The organism is Streptomyces sp. NBC_00310, from assembly GCF_036208085.1.
Lineage (GTDB): Bacteria > Actinomycetota > Actinomycetes > Streptomycetales > Streptomycetaceae > Streptomyces.
Map to the genome: position 1 here is coordinate 1,029,834 of NZ_CP130714.1, position 17,736 is coordinate 1,047,569.

A 17,736-nucleotide genomic window follows, 5' to 3' on the forward strand; every position below is an offset into this window, starting at 1 on the left:
TCGCCCAGTACGGCTCCCGGTCCTTCGCCGGCCTCTGCGACCAGCTCGGGGTGACCCGGTCGATGGGTGCGGTCGGCACCAGCGCGGACAACGCGGCCTGCGAGAGTTTCCACGCGTCCCTGAAACGCGAGACTCTCCAGGGCGCTCGCGACTACGGCGACGCCGGCACCTGCAGAAAGACGGTATTTGCCTGGCTGACCCGCTACAACACCCGCCGCCGGCACTCCGCCAACGGCCACATCAGCCCCAACGAATACGAACGCCGACACCACACCGCTAAACTCACGCTCGCGGCGTGATCAATAACCGCGTGCCCACCTTCACGGGGGAAGGCCCGTTGGCGTTGCCCGCCCTGGTCATCCCCGCGGCATCGAGCTTTCCCCGCTTCACCTGGATCCCGAAGTACAGGAAGTGACGCGTGGGCAGCGTATAGCGCATCCAGATGTCTTTGCCGTACTCCAGCGCCTTGTCCTTGTGACCCGCTGCGGTGACCTGTTGAAACCCGAGCTGCCGGAACAGCGGAAGCAGCACTTCCTCGATGAGCTGGTCCTCGCTGCACTTCTTGAGGTAGGCGGCAAGGTCGGCACGACGTTGTACCTCTGCGGCGGTGAAGGGTCGATGCGGGTTCGCCGCCAAGGCCGAAACCGTGTTCGTACCAAGATGACGGAGATAGCAGTGCCCGTCGTCAGCGTAGAAGGCCTCGAAGCCCTCCCGGTCAAGTACCTGGTTGAGCTGGCGGAGCGCATGAGGCCGGTCACGCCCCTCATTGAGGGCTTCAGCAGGACTCATCAGATAGACGATCAGCCAGCAGAAGGAATCAGGCGGTTTCGTAGGACCGTCGTGTGGCTCGGCCAGCATAGATTCGAGAATTCCGGCCACCCAACGGTGCCGGGTCGAGCCGTCGTGCACCCAGTCCGTGCCGAGCTCAGCGAAGAACTCGGTGAGGTACTTGCTCGATCGGTAAGGGAAGAACTTCGGCTCCGACGAGTCACCCGCGTCGTCAGAAACGGGGCTCCCGCACACGAGTTCACCCAGCGATTCGAGCGTTCTCCTCCTGAATTTCATGACAGAGGCCCCTACCCATCACCGCCGCGCCAGGTCGCCCGCGCGCAGGCATCGCCCCCTCATTCTGAACCGCCCACGCTGCGACCGACAGAGAGCCTCGGGCGCCCCGGCACGCTCATGAGCGCCCACGCGCGTGACGTTCACTGCTGCAAGGTCGATACTTCCAGCAGACGCGATCGCGCCGACTCATGTCCAACCACCCCCAACATCTGACACACCGTCATCAAAGTCAGCATTAAGTCAGCATCAGTACCGCCAGAACCCGCCCAGGACCGCTATCAACCGCCAAGATCAATAATTGACCAAACTTGCGTTGCCCAGCAAAAACGCAGGTCTGCAGCTCGTCTGATAACGTCTACAGGAGGTACCAGTGAAGATGCTGATCAACGTCGCCGAGAGCGTTGTCGCGGACGCGTTGCGGGGTATGGCGGCGGCGCATCCCGAGTTGACCGTGGACGTGGAGAACCGGGTGGTGGTGCGTCGGGACGCGCCGGTGGCCGGGAAGGTGGGACTGGTCTCCGGGGGCGGCTCGGGACACGAGCCGTTGCACGGCGGGTTCGTGGGGCCCGGGATGCTGTCGGCGGCCTGTCCCGGTGAGGTGTTCACGTCGCCCGTACCGGACCAGATGGTGCGGGCCGCGGCGGCCGTGGACAGTGGTGCCGGGGTGCTGTTCATCGTGAAGAACTACACCGGTGACGTGTTGAACTTCGACATGGCGGCCGAACTCGCCGAGGACGAGGGCATCCGCGTCGCCAAGGTCCTCGTCAACGACGACGTGGCCGTCACCGACAGTCTCTACACCGCCGGGCGGCGCGGCACGGGCGCGACCCTGTTCGTGGAGAAGATCGCGGGGGCCGCCGCCGAGGAGGGGCAGCCGTTGGAGCGGGTCGAGGCGCTGGCCCGGCAGGTCAATGACAACTCCCGCAGTTTCGGCGTGGCTCTCAGCGCCTGCTCGACTCCGGCCAAGGGCAGCCCCACCTTCGATCTCCCCGCCGGAGAGCTGGAGTTGGGCGTCGGCATCCACGGTGAGCCGGGGCGTGAGCGGCGCGCGATGATGACCTCGCGGGAGATCGCCGACTTCTCCGTGAACGCCATCCTGGACGACATGAGCCCGCGCAACCCGGTGCTGCTGCTCGTCAACGGCATGGGTGCCACTCCCCTGCTGGAGCTGTACGGCTTCAACGCGGAGGTGCAGCGTGTGCTCACCGAACGCGGGGTCGCCGTGGCCCGCACCCTCGTCGGCAACTACGTCACCTCGCTCGACATGGCCGGCGCGTCGGTGACGCTGTGCCAGGTCGACGAGGAGTTGCTGCGGCTGTACGACGCCCCGGTGCGGACGCCGGGACTGCGCTGGGGTGTGTGAGGGAGCCGACGGCCACCGCGCCTGGCGGCGCCGCGCGGCCCCCCACTTCTTACGGTCAGTCAATTCACGTACCACGCAAGGAGATTCCGTGCTCGACGCCGACTTCTTCCGTCGCTGGATGACGGCTACCGCGGCCTCGGTGGAGCGTGAGGCCGAGCGGCTCACGGCGCTCGACTCGCCGATCGGGGACGCCGACCACGGCAGCAATCTGCGCCGCGGTTTCACCGCCGTGGTGGCCGTCCTGGAGAAGGAGGCGCCGGGCACACCCGGCGCCGTCCTCGTGCTCGCCGGGCGGCAGCTGATCTCGACCGTCGGCGGCGCGTCCGGCCCGCTGTACGGCACCCTGCTGCGCCGTACCGGAAAGGCGCTCGGCGAGGCGGCCGAGGTGAGCCAGGCGCAGTTGACGGACGCGCTGCGTGCCGGGGTCGACGCGGTGATGGCGCTGGGCGGGGCCGCGCCGGGCGACAAGACCATGATCGACTCGCTGGTCCCGGCGGTCGACGCGCTCGCCGAGTCGTTCGCCGCCGCGCGGGCCGCCGCCGAGGAGGGCGCCCTGGCGACGACGCCGTTGCAGGCCCGTAAGGGGCGGGCCAGCTACCTCGGCGAGCGGAGCATCGGGCACCAGGACCCCGGGGCCACGTCCGCCGCGCTACTGATCGCGGCCCTCGCCGCCGTCGAGAACCCGGAGGCCGCCGATGTCTGACGAGAAGCCGGTCGGCATCGTGCTGGTGTCGCACAGCGCCGCCGTCGCCGCCTCGGTCGCCGAGCTGGCGAAGGGGCTCGCCGGTGCGGGTGCCGCCGTTCCCGTCGCTCCGGCGGGCGGCACCGAGGACGGCGGCCTGGGCACCAGCGCCGAGCTGATCTCGGCCGCTGCCGCCTCCGTCGACCGGGGCGCCGGGGTCGCGGTCCTCACCGACCTCGGCAGCGCGGTCCTCACCGTGAAGGCCCTCCTCGCCGAGGGCGACGAACTCCCCGCGGGCACCCTTCTGGTCGACGCCCCGTTCGTCGAGGGCGCCGTCGCCGCGGTCGTCACGGCCTCGACGGGCGCGGACCTCGCGGCGGTGGCGGCCGCCGCCACGGAGGCGTACGCGTACCGGAAGGAGTGATCCTTCACGGAACCCGGCCCGCGTTCCGGGGCCTGCCGTCCGATCGGACGGCAGGCCCCGGACGGTTCGGTCAGCCCGCCGCCCCGCCCCGCATCGTCGCGCCTCTGCGCATCGTCACCCCCTCCACCCAGGCCCGCGCCAGTTCCTCCCCCTGTGCCACCGCTGCCTTGTGGTTCTCGATCGGGGTCACCCGGGAGTCCTCGAAGACGATGTAGGTGACGCCGGAGCCGGTGCCGCCGCTGCGCGGGACGGGGCGGATGCCGAGGCCCTGGGCCGTGGCGTACGAGGCCTCGCCGATGATGTTCTTGGGGCCGGTGTCGCCGACGACGGCGTACTGGACCCGGTCGCCGTGGACCACGGCGGCGACGGAGCCGCCCTTGATGCCGTGGACCCGGTAGTCCCAGGTGCGGCTCGCGACGGGGACGACGATGAACGGCAGGCTCTCGGAGCGGAGATACCGGCCGTCGGACTGCAGGAACGACGTGGCGGGCTGGAACCAGGGGTCGGTGTTCTTGTTGCAGCGCGGGCTCGGCCGGCCGTCGCAGTCGATGTCCATGTCGGCCTTCCAGTACACCGCGCCGTCGACACCGCAGACCGGGATGACGGCGGGGGTGCCGGCGTCGCTGCTGTAGAGCCCCTCGGAGACCCGGACGCAGCCGCGTGCCTTGGCCAGCAGCTCGGCGGCGCTCACACCGCCCTCGCGTTGTGCGGGGCCCTGCTGGTGGGCCAGGGCGGGAAGGGTGACGGGGGCCAGCAGAACGGCGCCGACGGCGGCCAGCGTCAACGAGCGGACACGCACGATGGGGACCCTCTCCTGGGGGGACATGACGGACACTCACCCAAAGGTGGTGGGGGGCGGAGAGGACGGCCACCGGGAGAGGGCCGGACGGATCACGGCGACCGCCGCACAGGTGTGCGGCCGAGGGCCCGGGCCCCACTCGGCCCCGGCCGCTCGGCCGCTCTCGTCGGCGCGGGATCGGCGACGACAGCGGCCCGCGCCGTACGACATGAACTGACCTGGCAAGAAGGCGAGTTCATGCCGTGTCGGAGCACCAGCATACGTAGCCGCACGCCGTGCCGTGAACCGTGTCCCGACCGGCACCGTCGCGGGGCGGAACATCCGGCCCGCATCCGTTCACTCCGCGCCCACCTCTTGATGTGACCGCGTCAGTCATGTCATACAGGGAGATAGGTACAGACCAATCCCGTCATGGCTCGACGACCGAAGGGGCCGGATCGTGCGACGCGTTCCCGTGCCGGCACTCGTCCTGGTGCCGATGCTCTGCGGCTCGCTTCTCCTCACGGCAGCCTGCGCGACGCGGGAGAGCCCCGGTCGCCGCCCACCGCCGGCCCCGCCCGGTGTCACCGCCACCGCGGGCAGCGCCACCAGCGTGCACGTCATGTGGAACCGGGCGTCCGGCGAGCCGGAGATCGCCGGGTACGAGGTCTACCGGGGCCGTACGAAGGTGAAGGACGTGCCGGGCGGCGAGCACATGGTGGACGTCACCCGGCTCCGGCCGTCCACCACATACGTGTTCACGGTCCGGGCCCGCAGTGCCGCCGGGGACCTCGGGCCGCCCAGTGCGGAGGTCCGGGCCACGACGCCCGCCTCCGGGGTGGCGGACCACAGGCCCCCTGCCCGCCCGGGGCGCCTCGGCGGAAAGGTGGTCGGGAGCAGGGCGGTACAGCTGTCCTGGGAGCCGTCGACGGACGACCGGGACGTGGTGTCGTACGACATCCTGCAGGGCGACTCGAAGATCCACGGTGTGGGCGGGGAGCAGACGGCGGCCGTGGTCACGGGGCTGCGGCCCGGCACCCGGTACTCCTTCACCGTGCGGGCGCGGGACGCGGCGGACAACGTCTCACCCGTGAGCCGGTCGGTCCGGCTGACCACCGCCCCGGGGACGGACGACGGACGGGGCACCGCGCCCACCGGGTTCCGCGCCGTCACACGCCGGGACGAGGGGGCGTACTCCATCGAAGTGTCCTGGCTGCCACCGTCGGTCGACGGGGTGATCACGGAGTACGAGATCCAGCTCGACGGGCGGCCGGCGACCACGCTCGTCTGGGGCGCGACCCCACCCCGGGGCCGGGCCGCCCACCGCTTCTACGTGGGCCGGGAGACCGGGGTGTCGTACCGGGTGCGGATCCGGGCGAAGCTGCCGGACGGGACCTGGGGCGGGTACTCGGCGGAGCGGACGGTGACCACCGGCGGGTGAGGCGGGTCGACCACTGAAGGGCGCGCCGGGTGGATCACCGCCGGCTCGACCGCCGTGGACCGAGCCCGGTCCCCCGCACGGCGCAATCCGTCACCTGGCCGGGGGCCGTCCGCATGCGGACGGCGCGAACGGCACGTTGGCTCACCCTGAGGCAGCACGGGTCTCCCTATCCTCGGCGACGCAAGGGATGTGCCGCCACCGTGCCGCTGGAGGACAGACCATGCGTACGTCTCAGCTACTCCTCCGCTCCGGCCTGTCGGTGGCCGCCGCAGCGCTGCCGATCGCCCTGACCGCGCCGACGGCCGTCGCCCTCCCCACGGGGATCTCGGTGAGCACCACGGGCTCCTCGGTCACCGTCACCACCAGCGATTGCCCCACCAGCACCAACGGCACGTTCGGCACCGCCTCGCTGCTCTCCAGCGGGCAGGCGAACTTCTCCCAGGGGCGTCAGGTGACCCTCACCGGCACGAGCACCACGCAGTCCGCCTCCTGGGCGAACGTGGGCCCGGGCACGTACACCGTGATCGTGGTGTGCAAGGACGGCACCACGGCGGGCACCCAGTCCGTCATCGTCACCGCCGCCACCCCCACCATCTCCACGACGGCCTCGCCCTCCCGGGGGCCCTCCCGGGGTGTCATGGGCGGTGTCGGTGGAGCGACCCGGGAGTACGGCACCGTCACCCTCGTGGGCGGCGGGGCGCTGGTGGCCGTCGGCACGGGGGCGGCCGTCTGGTACCTGCGTCGCCGCGCGAAGCCGCACCGTCTGTGAGCACCGGGTGAGCGGTCGCCCCGTGACGCGGACGGCCGCCTACTCGTTGCCCCCACGTCCTCCGCCGCTGCCGGTGTCCCCCGGCAGCGTCTCGAACTCCTCGAGGGCGTTCGTCAGCCACTGGGTCCAGAAGGTCTGCAGGTCGATCCCCGCCCGCAGGATCAGATGCTGGAGCCGGTCCTGTGCTGTGTCCCGGCCGGGTCCGAAGTCCCGCCTCTCGATCTCCTCGTACTCCGCCAACTGCCGCTGATGCAGGCTGAGATGGCGCCGCAGATCGTCTTCCAGACCGTACGTGCCGACCACGGCGGCCGCGCGGAGCCGGACGAAGAGCGCGTCGCGCCACGGCTTGGGGTCCTGGGGCGCGGAGGTCCAGCGGGCCAGTTCGTCGCGGCCGGCCGGCAGGACCTCGTAGCTCTTCTTCCCGCCCCGGGCGGACCGCTCGGAGGGCAGGGCCCTGATGTAGCCCTCGCCTTCCAGTTTCCCCAGCTCGCGATAGATCTGCTGGTGCGTCGCCGACCAGAAGTAGCCGATCGACCTGTCGAACCGCCGGGTCAGCTCGAGGCCGGACGACGGCTTTTCGAGCAGGGCGGTGAGGATCGCGTGCGGGAGTGACATGGGCTCATCCTAGGAAGGGCCCGGGATCACGACAGCCGCACGCGTCCTGTGGCCAGGCCTTCTACAGCGCCGCCGCCACCTCCGTCCCCTGCTTGATCGCCCGCTTGGCGTCCAGTTCGGCCGCCACGTCGGCGCCACCGATGAGGTGCGCGGAGCGCCCGGCTGCGACCAGGTCGTCGTACAGGTCGCGGCGCGGGTCCTGCCCCGTGCAGAGGACGACCGTGTCGACCTCCAGGACCTGGCGGACGCCGTCGACGGTGACGTGCAGTCCGGCGTCGTCGATCAGGTCGTACTGGACGCCGGGGACCATGGTGACGCCGCGGTGCTTGAGCTCGGTGCGGTGGATCCAGCCGGTGGTCTTGCCGAGTCCGGCGCCGACCTTGGAGGTCTTGCGCTGGAGGAGGTGGACCGAGCGCGGCGGGGCCGGACGCTCGGGGGCGGCGAGGCCGCCGGGAGCGCGGTAGTCCATGTCGACGCCCCACTGCCGGAAGTACGCCGCCGGGTCCTCGCTCGCCTTCTCCCCGCCGTCGGTCAGGAATTCGGCCACGTCGAAGCCGATGCCGCCCGCGCCGAGGATCGCGACGCGGTCGCCCACGGCCGCGCCGTCGCGCAGGACGTCCAGGTAGCCGAGGACCTTGGGGTGGTCGACGCCGGGGAGTTCGGGGGTGCGCGGGGTGACGCCGGTGGCGACGACGACCTCGTCGTACGCCGCGAGGTCGTCGGACGCGACGCGCGTGTCCAGGCGGACGTCGACGCCGTGCGCGTCGAGCTGGGTGCGGAAGTAGCGCAGGGTCTCGTCGAACTCCTGCTTGCCGGGGACCTTGCGGGCCACGTTCAGCTGGCCGCCGATCTCACTCGCCGCGTCGAACAGCGTGACCTCGTGGCCGCGTTCGGCCGCGCTCACGGCGCAGGCGAGGCCGGCCGGCCCCGCGCCGACGACCGCGACGCGCAAGCGCCGCCGGGTCGGGGAGAGGACGAGTTCCGTCTCGTGGCACGCGCGCGGGTTGACCAGGCAGGAGGTGATCTTGCCGCTGAAGGTGTGGTCGAGGCAGGCCTGGTTGCAGCCGATGCAGGTGTTGATGGCGTCGGAGCAGCCCTCACGGGCCTTGTTGACGAAGTCCGGGTCGGCGAGCATCGGGCGGGCCATGGACACCATGTCGGCATGGCCGTCGGCGAGCAACTCCTCGGCCAGCTCGGGGGTGTTGATGCGGTTGGTCGTGACGAGCGGCACCGAGACCGCGCCCATGAGCTTCTTGGTCACCCAGGTGTACGCGCCGCGCGGCACCGAGGTCGCGATGGTGGGGATACGGGCCTCGTGCCAGCCGATGCCGGTGTTGATGATGGTCGCCCCGGCCGCCTCGACGGCCTTCGCCAGGGTGACCACCTCGTCGAAGCTGGAGCCGCCGGGCACGAGGTCGAGCATCGACAGCCGGTAGACGACGATGAAGTCCTCACCGACCGCCTCGCGCACCCGGCGCACGATCTCCACGGGGAAGCGCGTCCGATTCTCGTACGAGCCGCCCCAGCGGTCGCCGCGGTGGTTGGTGCCGGCGGCGATGAACTCGTTGATCAGATAGCCCTCGGAGCCCATGATCTCGACGCCGTCGTACCCGGCCCGCCGGGCGAGGCGGGCCGCGTTCGCGTAGTCGTCGATCGTCTGCTCGACCTCGGCGTCGGTGAGCGCGTGCGGGACGAACGGGCTGATCGGGGCCTGGAGGGCGCTCGGCGCGACCAGGTCGCGGTGGTAGGCGTACCGCCCGAAGTGCAGGATCTGCATCGCGATCCGGCCGCCCTCGCGGTGTACGGCGTCGGTGATCTGCCGGTGCTGCTCGGCCTCGGCGTCGGTGGTGAGCTTGGCCCCGCCCTCGTACGGGCGTCCGGCCTCGTTGGGCGCGATGCCGCCGGTGACGATGAGGCCGACTCCCCCGCGCGCCCGGGCCGCGTAGAACTCCGCCATGCGCTCGAAGCCGCGCTCGGCCTCCTCCAGGCCCACGTGCATGGAGCCCATGAGCACGCGGTTGGGGAGTGTGGTGAAGCCCAGGTCGAGCGGGCTCAGCAGGTGCGGGTAACGGCTCATGGGGCCCTCCGTGCGTGGCGTCGTCCCCACCGTTGTAGACGACGCCGCGCTCTTTGTGCAACTAGTTGCACAACGGCTGAGGGCAAGGCCACATCGGGGCGCGGCGAGTCCCGTGACAGGGGTCGCCCGGAGGTGCGGGATGCCTCAGGGTCTGGTGCCCGTCACCACGTGGGCGTACATCTCCTCCGAGACGGCCACGCGGGCGGTGAGGCCGGAGCGGCGGAGGGCGTCGAGGGCGAGCGGTGTCTGGCGTTCGCTCGTCTCGACGAACAGATGGCCGCCCGGGGCGAGCCATCCGGGGGCCTCGGCGACGACTCTGCGCAGGACGTCGAGGCCGTCCGTGCCGCCGTCGAGGGCGACGAGCGGTTCGTGGTCGCGGGCCTCGCTCGGCAGGAGCGGGACCTCGCCGCTGGGGACGTACGGCACGTTCGCCGCGAGGATGTCGATGTGGCCCCGCAGGCGGGCGGGCAGCGCCTCGAAGAGGTCACCCTCGTGGGCGTGACCGCCGCGGGGGGCGATGTTGCGGCGGGCGCAGCGGACCGCCGCCGGGTCGATGTCGGCGGCGTGGAGTTCGGCCGCTTCGAGCGAGGCGGCCAGGGCGGCGCCCACCGCGCCGGAGCCACAGCACAGGTCGACGACGACCGAGGCGCCGGGAACGGTGGCGAGGGCCTGTTCGACGAGGAACTCGGTGCGGCGGCGGGGGACGAACACGCCGGGTTCCACGGTGATGCGCAGGCCCGCGAACTCGGCCCAGCCGAGGACGAGTTCGAGGGGCAGGCCCGCGACGCGCCGAGCGACCATGGCGGCGGCCTCGTCGGGGGTGCGTGCGGTGGTGAGGATCAACTCCGCCTCGTCCTCGGCGAAGACGCAACCGGCGGCGCGAAGTGCCGTGACGACAGAGGTGGTGGAGAGAAGTGGCATGACAGCCGAGAGCCTTTCGGTGGGCCGAAGGGCGCTCCCGCGGTGGCCTATCGGCGATGCACCGCGCCGCGTTGAGGTGAGAGCACCCGACCTGACACAGCGGTAATGGGTCCCACCTCCTCGGTCGACGAGCTGACTGGCCCGGCAACCCTACCCCATGGTCACGGCCCGCCTTCAAGGACGCGAGCGCCTCCGCCGGGGCGCGCTTCGAGCGCTCGTTTCCGATGCTTCCGGCGACCTGCGACGCGCAGGGCCGGGCCGCGACGCGCAGGCCGAGGTGCGATGCGCAGGGCCGAGGCTCCCGGCGCGGCTCCGAGGCGCACGGCGGGCCCTCCCGGCACACTCCACCACCACACGCCGGCCACCCAGGGCCGCCTTCTCGTCACACGACCGGCCAACCCGGCCCGCCTCCCGGCCGCACGGCCGCCTCCCCGCCGCACGGCCAGCCACCCGTCGCACCTCCCCACCACACCGCCGCGTCGGCGGTCTCGGCACGGCACCGCGTCGCACACCCGGCCGTCGCTCCGGGCTCGGTTCCGAGGCGCACGACCCGGCACCCCGACACACCCTCCAGCCACACGACCGGCCCACCCGTCGCACCTCCCCACCACACCGCCGCGTCGGCGGTCTCGGCGCGGCTCCCCGCGCCCGGCCGACGCTCTGGGCGCGGCTCCGGTACTCGGGCACGCTGCCCGCCGCGCGTCCGCTACACCCCCACCCGCTCCTCCCCCGCCTCGACCACCGGCACGCGGGCCGCCATGAAGCGGGTGGTGCGGCGCAGGCGGAAGCCGAGGGATTCGTAGAGGCGGATGGCGCTCGTGTTGGTCGCGGCGGTGTGGAGGAAGGGGGTTTCACCGCGTTCGCGGATGCCGTGGGCGACGGCACGGATGAGGCGGGTGGCGAGCCCGGCGCCGCGGAAGGCCGGGTCGGTGCAGACCGCGCTGATCTCGGTCCAGCCGGGCGGGTGGAGCCGCTCGCCGGCCATGGCGATGAGGGCTCCGCCCCGGCGGATGCCGAGGTAGGTGCCGAGTTCGACGGTGCTGGGCAGGAAGGGGCCGGGCTGGGTGCGCTCGACCAGGTCGAGCATCTCGGGCACGTCGGCGGGGCCGAGGCGGACGGCCTCGTCGTCCGGGGCGGCGGCGACCCCGTCGTCGACGAGTTGCACGCCCGCCAGGTCGAAGGTCACCTCCCAGCCGGCCGGGAAGCCCCTGCTGTAGGCCGGGACCGGCACCTCGGCGCCGGGGCCGGCCAGCGCCGCCAAATCCGCCCAGTCGTCCGCCTCGAGGTCGTCGGGGAGGCCCAGCCACGGCGAGACGTCGAGCGGGTAGCGCAGCACCCGGCCGCGCCGCTCCGCGAAGTGGGCGTGCGGCCCGGTGAGGGAGGCGCGGGCGGGGTTGTCCAGGACGTGCGGCACGGTGCCCGCGCCCTTGCCGCCACTCGCGTACTCGGTCATGCGCTCTCCCACTCTGCTGCGCGGTCGTTCCGGTCGTCGGCCGCCGGGTCCGCCAGGTCCGTCGGCACCGGCTGAAGGCGGCAAGGGAGATCGCCGGGCCTCTATTCCCGGGCCTGCGGAGAGTTCACGCGGCCGCAATGATCGCCGCCCGCCCCGGGGCCGGAGCACCCTCCCCGGACACGTACGGTTGGACGGCTCAGCAATCACCGCCGTCACGTGGGACACCATGAACGTCACCCGAGGCTTCACCGGACGCCCCCGCGTCCACCTTCCCGGACTGCCGCCCGGCCAGTACGACGCCGGCGACGACTGGCCCGTCCTGTCGGCCGAGGTCACCCCCGACCTCGCGCCCGCCGACTGGACGTTCCGGATCGACGGTCTGGTCGCCGAGCCGCGCTCGTGGGACTGGGACGAGGCGCACGGGCTGCCCGCGTCGGTGTACGAGGGCGACATCCACTGTGTGACGAGCTGGTCGAAGTTCGGGGTGCGGTTCGGGGGCGTATCGCTGGACGCGTTCCTGGACGTGGTCCGGCCCGACGCGTCCGCCACCCACGCGGTGGCGTACTCGCACAGCGGCTACACCACGAACCTCCCGCTCGCCGACCTCACCGGCGGGCGCGCCTGGATCGCCTGGGAGTACGGCGGCCGGCCACTGCCCGCCGAGCACGGCGGTCCGGCGCGGCTGCTGGTGCCGCATCTGTACTTCTGGAAGAGCGCCAAGTGGATCGCGGGCCTACGGCTCCTCGACCACGACGAGCCCGGCTTCTGGGAGCAGAACGGCTACCACGCGCGGGGCAACCCGTGGGAGGAGCAGCGGTACTCCGGTGACTGAGACGACAGCGACTGAGACGGCACAGACCGTGCCGGCAGGATCCGAGCCGGCACAGACCGAGCCGGCACAGCCCGGGCCGGCACGGACCGAACTCGCCTTCACGCCGCCCACGCGGTTCGCCGTGCCCGGCCGTATCGCGGTGAGCGACCGGGCGGCGGCGCTCTGGCAGACGGCGACGCTGACGGAGATCCGGCGGGAGACACCGGCCGTGGCCACGTTCCGGTTCGCGGTGCCCGGGTGGGCGGGGCATCTGCCGGGGCAGCATCTGATGCTGCGGCTGACCGCCGGGGACGGCTACACGGCGCAGCGCCACTACTCGCTGGCGTCCCCGCCGGACGACGCCGGGCACATCGAGCTGACTCTGGACCATGTCGAGGGCGGCGAGGTCTCCGGGTGGTTCCACACCGAGGCCCGGCCCGGCGACGAGGTCGAGGTGCGCGGTCCGCTCAGCGGTTTCTTCGCCTGGCCCGGGGACCGGCCCGCGTTGCTGATCGGCGCCGGTTCCGGTGTCGTACCGCTGATGGCGATGCTCCGCCACCACCGGTCGCGCGGGCTCGACGTACCCCTGCGGTTGCTGGTGTCCGCGCGCGGGCCCGAGGAGCTGATCTACGCGGCGGAGTACGGCGCGGAGACCACGGCCGTGTTCACGCGGCGGGCGCCCGAGGGCGTGCCGGTGGGGCGGCTGTCGGCGGCGCAGGTGGCGCCGCTGCTGGCCGAGCGGCCGCCCGGTGGGTGGGAGGCCTATGTGTGCGGCTCCAACGCGTTCGCCGAGCACGCCTCACGGCTGCTGGTCACGGCCGGGCAGCCGGTGGACCGTATCCGCATCGAGCGGTTCGGCTGACCCTCCGGCCCGGACACCTCACCGTGCCGCCGGTCCGGACTTCCATGATTTCTGGCGCAAACCATGCCATCGCGTCCTCTTTCGGGTACACCGGAAGTGCGGACCAGTCCTAACCGGGGTTCTCGTACACGAGGGCCGTGCCGGTGAGGGAGGGCGAGATGCGAGGCCAGGTGTTCGGGTGGCGTTGGCGCTCCAATTCGCTGCGCCGACGCTCGGACGTCGTCGAGGCGTGGACGGTGCTGTGCGTCGTTCTGCTGCTCGTCCTCGTCGCCCCGGCCGCCGGGTTCGCGGTGGGCCGGTGGGCCCATGGGGACGCACAGGCGCACGCCGTGGCCGAGCGGGCCGCGCTCGACCGGGTCAGTGCCGTGGTCGCCGAGAAGGCCCCGGCCTCCGTGCCCTCGGCGCACGGCGACAAGCAGCCCACCTACTGGGTGCGGGCCCGCTGGACCGAGCCCGACGGCGGCTCCCGTACCGGTGAGGCCCGCGTGCCGGCGGGCACCGAGCGCGGCGACCGCGCCGACGTCTGGCTGGACGAGGAGGGCCGCAGCGTCCAGCCACCGCCGACCGACACGGCCGTCTGGCAGCACGCGCTGGCCATGGGGACCTGCGCCACCGGCGGAGTCGTCGGCATCGTGCTGCTCGGGCACTTCGTGGTCCGCAGGGTCGCCACCCGGCATCGACTGGCCGAATGGGAACAGGAGTGGGCGCGGACAGGACCCGACTGGGGACATCGCTGGGCATGACAGTAAACAAGAACATTGCTCAGCTAAAGGCCGTGCACCACCTGTCGAACAACCCCAGAACATCCACAAAATTCATCCCGCCAACGCAGTTGATACTTCAATTGCCTTGCTGCCATACTCCGCTTTCTCCCCCACAGGCATGAGGCAGCGAAGAGGGTGCATTGTGTCCAACTCCACGGCACCGTACGACAGTTCCGTCCCGTATCCCCTCACACGGACAAGTCGACAGCCCATACACGCACACCCTGAATTTCGTTCAATAAGCGCCGCATATCGCAGATTCGGGGTAGGGGCGACCACGTTGTCCGTCGGTGGATTCCTGTCGTACGTCCTCCTGTCGAGTTTCGTACCAGGAGTAATGAACCAGCGATTGTTCGGACATCTGACGCTGGGGCTGACCCTCGGTCTGGCGCAGTTCGCCGTCATGGGTGTGACCGCGTTCCTGTACGTACGGCACATGCGCCGGAACATCGATCCGGTCGTCCGCCGGCTCCGGTCCCAGCTGGAGGACCGTGAGACCGAGCAGCGTCGGGTTCCGGCCGGACGGCGGTTCCGCGCATGGTGACCTTCTCCGCGAGTGTGGCCGACGCGTTCGGCCTGCGGCTGACGTTCGTGCTGTTCCTGTCCGTCGTCGTGATCACCCTGTTCACCGCGTTGCTGACGGCACCCCAGCGGGACGAGATCAGCGAGTTCTACCTCGGCAACCGCGACATGTCGCCGCTGCGCAACGGCCTCGCCATGTGCGGTGACTACCTCTCGGCCGCGACGCTGCTCGGCAGCACCGGCCTCGTCGCCCTCACCGGATACGACGGTCTGCTCTACCTCGGCGGCACGGTCGTCGCCTGGATGATGGTGCTGCTGCTCATCGCCGAACCCCTGCGCAACGCGGGGAAGTTCACGCTCGGCGATGCCCTGGCCCGACGGCTCCCGCTGCAACAGCGGCCGGTCCGGCTGGCGCTCTCCATCTGCACACTCTCCGTGTGCACCCTCTATCTGGTGGCCCAACTGGTCGGCAGCATCGCGCTGATGACGCAGTTCGTCGGCGAACCCGGCCCGACCACCCGCACGATGACCGTGATCATCATCGGCACCATCGTGACCATCTACGCGGCCATCGGCGGCATGCCCGGCGCGACGTTCATCCAGGTGGTCAAGGCCGTGATGCTCGTCGCGGGTGTCACGGTGGTCGCCGTGCTGGTGTTGAACCGCTTCGACTGGAACATCGACGAACTGCTGGCGTCCGCGACCGCGGGCAGCGGACTGGGCAGCGAGTACCTGCAACCGGGTCTGCGCTACGGGGCGGGCCCCATCAGCAAGATCGACTTCTTCAGTCTGCAACTGGCCATCGTGCTCGGGCTGGCCGCGCTCCCCCACGTGATGACGCGGCTGCTCGCGCCGCGCCGGACCCGGGTGCTGCGGGCCTCGGTGGTGTGGGCCGTGGGCCTGGTCGGGTTCGTGTGTCTGATGGCCGGCGTGCTGGGTCTCGGCGCCACGGCCGTCGTGGGCCGGGAGACCATCTCGGACATCGACCACAAGGGCGACGCGGCCGTCCTGCTGCTCGCCAACGAACTCGGCGGCGAGGTCCTCACGGCGATCGTCTCGGCCCTGGCCTTCGTCACCCTGCTCGCCGTCGCCGCCGGTCTCATGCTCGCCGCGGCCTCGTCCGTCGCCCACGACCTCTACGGCGAGGTCATCCGCAAGGGCAGGGCCAAGGAGACGCAGGAGCTGGGCGTCGCCCGGATCGCCGCGGTGATCCTGGGCGTGCTCAGCATGATGTTCGCCCTCCTCGCCTGGGGCACCAACACCGCCACCCTGGCGTTCCTGGCCTTCGCGATCGCCGCGTCCGCGATCCTGCCGACCATCGTCTACAGCCTGTTCTGGCGGGGGTTCACAGGCCGAGGCGCCCTGCTCAGCCTCTACGGCGGACTGGTCATCTCGGTCCTGCTCGTGCTGTTCTCACCGGTCGTCTCCTCCACCCCCGGCTCGGTCTATCCGGACGCCGACTTCGCGTGGTTCCCTCTGCAGAACCCGGGCATCGTCTCGATCCCCGCGGGCTTCCTGCTGGGCTGGCTCGGCTCCCGTCTCGGTCCCCGGCAGGAGGAGAGCGTGTACGAGGACTTCGAGGTCCGGGCCCTGGTCGGGGCCGACCAAGGGTGAGCCGTGGGGCGTCGCGGGCCGGGAAAAGCCTCTTGGCGGGCCCGCGACGCCCCACGTACGGTGTGATCATCCGCACCTCAGAACTCAAAAGGTGGTCCTTCATGGCCCTGTTCGACCTGCCGTTGGACGAGCTCCGTGGTTATCGAAGCGCTTCGACGGAGCCCGAGGACTTCGACGCCTTCTGGGCGAAGACGCTCCAGGAGGCCCGCGAGCACGACCTCGACGCCAGGTTCGAGCCGGTCGAGACCCACCTGAAGACGGTCCAGGTGTACGACGTCACCTACTCCGGGTTCGGCGGACACCCGGTCAAGGGCTGGCTGGTCCTCCCGGCAGGCGCCACCGAACCGCTGCCCACCGTCGTGGAGTTCATCGGCTACGGCGGCGGACGCGGTCTGCCCCACACCTATCTGCTGTGGGCCTCGGCGGGCTACGCCCACTTCGTCATGGACACCCGTGGCCAGGGCAGCGCCTGGGGCGGAGGCGGCGACACCCCCGACCCGGTGGCCGGCGCCCCCGCCTTCCCCGGCTTCATGACCCGGGGCATCGACGCCCCCGAGAACTACTACTACCGCCGGGTCTACACCGACGCCGTACGCGCGGTGGAGGCCGCCCGCTCGCACCCGCTGACCGACGCCGCGCGCACGGCGGTCGTCGGCTCCAGCCAGGGCGGCGGCATCTCCATCGCGGTCGGCGGCCTCGTCCCCGACCTGGTCGCGGTCGCGCCCGACGTGCCGTTCCTGTGCGACTTCCCGCGCTCCACCACCATCACCGACCGCGACCCCTACCGCGAGATCGGCAAGTACCTCAAGACCCACCGCGGCCGCACCGAGCAGGTCGGGCGCACCCTCGCCTACTTCGACGCCGTGCACTTCGCCGCGCGCGGCCGGGCCGCCGCCCTGTTCTCGGCGGCTCTGGAAGACCAGACCTGCCCGCCGTCCACGGTCTTCGCCGCCTACAACGCCTGGGCCGAGGCCAACAAGCGCATCGAGGTCTACGACTTCAACGACCACGAGGGCGGCGGCCCCTTCCAGGAGGCGGTCAAGCTGCGCTGGCTGGCCTCGCGGCTCTGAGAGGACCCGACGGGATGGACACGGCCGAGGCCGCACAGCGGTTCGTGGAGGTGTGGCGGTGGGCGTGGGCCGCCCATGACGTCGACGCGATCCTGGAGCTGTACGCGAAGGACTGCGTGCACCGCTCGATGCCCTTCCGGGAGCCGCACCGGGGCCGCGACGAACTCGCCGAGTACCTGCGCTGGTCGTTCGCCGACGAGCGGGTCGACGACGTGCGGTTCTCGGAGCCGGTGATCGGCCAGGACGGTCTGGCCGTCGCCGAGTTCCGGGTGCTGTCCGAGGTCGACGAGGAGCCGCAGACACTCGCGGGCTGTGTCTTCGTCCGGTTCGACGCGGCCGGACTGGCCGTGGAGACCCGGGACTACTGGCACCTGGTCCCGGTCCGCACGGAGCCCGCCCGGCCGATGTTCCTGCCTCGGGCCCCTCGCCGGTAGGCGCGGGGCCGCCGCACGGGTTCCCTCCTGTCCGACCAGTCGGTATGTTCGGGGGGCCGGGCGGCCGCGCC

Annotated in this window: 18 protein-coding genes and 1 pseudogene; 13 read left to right on the forward strand and 6 right to left on the reverse strand. The window is 71.5% G+C overall.

What is annotated here, in order from left to right; genetic code table 11:
- Positions 1 to 2: 2 nt before the first annotated feature.
- Positions 3 to 299, forward strand: a pseudogene (locus OG202_RS04560) (integrase core domain-containing protein); the annotation flags it as partial.
- Here the strand turns inward: OG202_RS04560 and OG202_RS04565 are convergent.
- Positions 283 to 1,065 carry a hypothetical protein gene (locus OG202_RS04565; protein WP_327731243.1) on the reverse strand — a complete coding sequence of 261 codons (783 nt, stop codon included), beginning with the start codon at positions 1,063 to 1,065 and terminating at the stop codon, positions 283 to 285. The pseudogene OG202_RS04560 and the gene OG202_RS04565 sit on opposite strands and share 17 nt — an antisense overlap.
- A gap of 370 nt (positions 1,066 to 1,435) precedes the next feature.
- Between OG202_RS04565 and dhaK the strand changes: the two genes are divergently transcribed.
- The 3 genes from dhaK to OG202_RS04580 all read left to right on the forward strand — a co-directional run bounded on the left by dhaK (position 1,436) and on the right by OG202_RS04580 (position 3,534).
- On the forward strand, positions 1,436 to 2,428 hold the full coding sequence (gene dhaK, locus OG202_RS04570) for a dihydroxyacetone kinase subunit DhaK (RefSeq protein ID WP_327731242.1): 993 nt from the start codon (positions 1,436 to 1,438) through the stop codon (positions 2,426 to 2,428).
- Positions 2,429 to 2,516: 88 nt separating this feature from the next.
- Entirely contained in the window at positions 2,517 to 3,131 is a 615-nt protein-coding gene (gene dhaL / locus OG202_RS04575; RefSeq protein WP_326585053.1) for a dihydroxyacetone kinase subunit DhaL, read from the forward strand.
- Positions 3,124 to 3,534: a PTS-dependent dihydroxyacetone kinase phosphotransferase subunit DhaM gene (locus OG202_RS04580; RefSeq protein ID WP_326585052.1), complete on the forward strand. Its 411-nt coding sequence runs from the start codon at positions 3,124 to 3,126 to the stop codon at positions 3,532 to 3,534. Before dhaL ends, OG202_RS04580 begins: the two co-directional genes overlap by 8 nt.
- 70 nt (positions 3,535 to 3,604) lie before the next feature.
- Here OG202_RS04580 and OG202_RS04585 read toward each other — a convergent pair whose 3' ends face one another.
- Positions 3,605 to 4,333 (reverse strand): glycoside hydrolase family 75 protein, encoded by a 729-nt coding sequence (locus OG202_RS04585; protein ID WP_328222299.1) that lies wholly within the window; start codon positions 4,331 to 4,333, stop codon positions 3,605 to 3,607.
- Positions 4,334 to 4,811: 478 nt separating this feature from the next.
- Between OG202_RS04585 and OG202_RS04590 the strand changes: the two genes are divergently transcribed.
- Together OG202_RS04590 and OG202_RS04595 are read left to right on the forward strand one after the other, a co-directional pair.
- The gene (locus tag OG202_RS04590; RefSeq protein WP_327732351.1) at positions 4,812 to 5,753 is read left to right on the forward strand and encodes a fibronectin type III domain-containing protein; all 942 of its coding nucleotides are present in this window, start codon (positions 4,812 to 4,814) and stop codon (positions 5,751 to 5,753) included.
- 220 nt (positions 5,754 to 5,973) lie between these two features.
- Positions 5,974 to 6,522 (forward strand): hypothetical protein, encoded by a 549-nt coding sequence (locus OG202_RS04595; protein WP_327731240.1) that lies wholly within the window; start codon positions 5,974 to 5,976, stop codon positions 6,520 to 6,522.
- Positions 6,523 to 6,561: 39 nt separating this feature from the next.
- Here OG202_RS04595 and OG202_RS04600 read toward each other — a convergent pair whose 3' ends face one another.
- The 4 genes from OG202_RS04600 to OG202_RS04615 all read right to left on the reverse strand — a co-directional run bounded on the left by OG202_RS04600 (position 6,562) and on the right by OG202_RS04615 (position 11,588).
- Positions 6,562 to 7,137 (reverse strand): PadR family transcriptional regulator, encoded by a 576-nt coding sequence (locus tag OG202_RS04600; protein WP_327731239.1) that lies wholly within the window; start codon positions 7,135 to 7,137, stop codon positions 6,562 to 6,564.
- A 61-nt stretch (positions 7,138 to 7,198) separates the two neighbouring features.
- Complete coding sequence (locus tag OG202_RS04605) at positions 7,199 to 9,214, reverse strand: NADPH-dependent 2,4-dienoyl-CoA reductase (RefSeq protein ID WP_327731238.1); 2,016 nt, start codon at positions 9,212 to 9,214, stop codon at positions 7,199 to 7,201.
- Positions 9,215 to 9,358: 144 nt separating this feature from the next.
- Positions 9,359 to 10,135, reverse strand: a complete 777-nt coding sequence (locus tag OG202_RS04610; protein WP_327731237.1) for a putative protein N(5)-glutamine methyltransferase — start codon at positions 10,133 to 10,135, stop codon at positions 9,359 to 9,361.
- 706 nt (positions 10,136 to 10,841) lie between these two features.
- Complete coding sequence (locus tag OG202_RS04615) at positions 10,842 to 11,588, reverse strand: GNAT family N-acetyltransferase (protein WP_328222300.1); 747 nt, start codon at positions 11,586 to 11,588, stop codon at positions 10,842 to 10,844.
- Between the two features lie 226 nt (positions 11,589 to 11,814).
- Here OG202_RS04615 and OG202_RS04620 point away from each other — a divergent pair, with 226 nt between their 5' ends.
- The 7 genes from OG202_RS04620 (at position 11,815) to OG202_RS04650 (ending at position 17,665) form a co-directional block, all read left to right on the forward strand.
- The gene (locus OG202_RS04620) at positions 11,815 to 12,420 is read left to right on the forward strand and encodes a sulfite oxidase-like oxidoreductase (RefSeq protein ID WP_326585045.1); all 606 of its coding nucleotides are present in this window, start codon (positions 11,815 to 11,817) and stop codon (positions 12,418 to 12,420) included.
- Positions 12,421 to 12,541: 121 nt separating this feature from the next.
- Positions 12,542 to 13,261 carry a ferredoxin reductase gene (locus tag OG202_RS04625; RefSeq protein WP_327732350.1) on the forward strand — a complete coding sequence of 240 codons (720 nt, stop codon included), beginning with the start codon at positions 12,542 to 12,544 and terminating at the stop codon, positions 13,259 to 13,261.
- Positions 13,262 to 13,419: 158 nt separating this feature from the next.
- Positions 13,420 to 14,004 carry an Rv1733c family protein gene (locus OG202_RS04630; RefSeq protein WP_327731235.1) on the forward strand — a complete coding sequence of 195 codons (585 nt, stop codon included), beginning with the start codon at positions 13,420 to 13,422 and terminating at the stop codon, positions 14,002 to 14,004.
- Positions 14,005 to 14,143: 139 nt separating this feature from the next.
- Complete coding sequence (locus tag OG202_RS04635) at positions 14,144 to 14,569, forward strand: DUF485 domain-containing protein (protein ID WP_327731234.1); 426 nt, start codon at positions 14,144 to 14,146, stop codon at positions 14,567 to 14,569.
- On the forward strand, positions 14,563 to 16,161 hold the full coding sequence (locus tag OG202_RS04640; RefSeq protein ID WP_327731233.1) for a solute symporter family protein: 1,599 nt from the start codon (positions 14,563 to 14,565) through the stop codon (positions 16,159 to 16,161). The genes OG202_RS04635 and OG202_RS04640 overlap by 7 nt, the downstream gene beginning before the upstream one ends.
- Positions 16,162 to 16,262: 101 nt before the next feature.
- On the forward strand, positions 16,263 to 17,231 hold the full coding sequence (locus OG202_RS04645) for an acetylxylan esterase (protein WP_327731232.1): 969 nt from the start codon (positions 16,263 to 16,265) through the stop codon (positions 17,229 to 17,231).
- A 14-nt stretch (positions 17,232 to 17,245) separates the two neighbouring features.
- Positions 17,246 to 17,665, forward strand: coding sequence for a nuclear transport factor 2 family protein (locus OG202_RS04650; RefSeq protein WP_327731231.1), 420 nt, complete (start codon positions 17,246 to 17,248; stop codon positions 17,663 to 17,665).
- Positions 17,666 to 17,736: the final 71 nt, after the last annotated feature.

Coding starts and splice junctions, on each gene's coding strand:
- OG202_RS04640 (WP_327731233.1), top strand. CDS start 14,563: ATGGTGACCTTCTCCGCGAGTGTGGCCGACGCGTTCGGCCTGCGGCTG.
- OG202_RS04645 (WP_327731232.1), top strand. CDS start 16,263: ATGGCCCTGTTCGACCTGCCGTTGGACGAGCTCCGTGGTTATCGAAGC.
- OG202_RS04630 (WP_327731235.1), top strand. CDS start 13,420: ATGCGAGGCCAGGTGTTCGGGTGGCGTTGGCGCTCCAATTCGCTGCGC.
- OG202_RS04590 (WP_327732351.1), top strand. CDS start 4,812: ATGCTCTGCGGCTCGCTTCTCCTCACGGCAGCCTGCGCGACGCGGGAG.
- OG202_RS04615 (WP_328222300.1), bottom strand. CDS start 11,588: ATGACCGAGTACGCGAGTGGCGGCAAGGGCGCGGGCACCGTGCCGCAC.
- OG202_RS04600 (WP_327731239.1), bottom strand. CDS start 7,137: ATGTCACTCCCGCACGCGATCCTCACCGCCCTGCTCGAAAAGCCGTCG.
- OG202_RS04650 (WP_327731231.1), top strand. CDS start 17,246: ATGGACACGGCCGAGGCCGCACAGCGGTTCGTGGAGGTGTGGCGGTGG.
- OG202_RS04595 (WP_327731240.1), top strand. CDS start 5,974: ATGCGTACGTCTCAGCTACTCCTCCGCTCCGGCCTGTCGGTGGCCGCC.
- OG202_RS04620 (WP_326585045.1), top strand. CDS start 11,815: ATGAACGTCACCCGAGGCTTCACCGGACGCCCCCGCGTCCACCTTCCC.
- OG202_RS04610 (WP_327731237.1), bottom strand. CDS start 10,135: ATGCCACTTCTCTCCACCACCTCTGTCGTCACGGCACTTCGCGCCGCC.
- OG202_RS04635 (WP_327731234.1), top strand. CDS start 14,144: ATGAGGCAGCGAAGAGGGTGCATTGTGTCCAACTCCACGGCACCGTAC.
- OG202_RS04580 (WP_326585052.1), top strand. CDS start 3,124: ATGTCTGACGAGAAGCCGGTCGGCATCGTGCTGGTGTCGCACAGCGCC.
- OG202_RS04565 (WP_327731243.1), bottom strand. CDS start 1,065: ATGAAATTCAGGAGGAGAACGCTCGAATCGCTGGGTGAACTCGTGTGC.
- OG202_RS04605 (WP_327731238.1), bottom strand. CDS start 9,214: ATGAGCCGTTACCCGCACCTGCTGAGCCCGCTCGACCTGGGCTTCACC.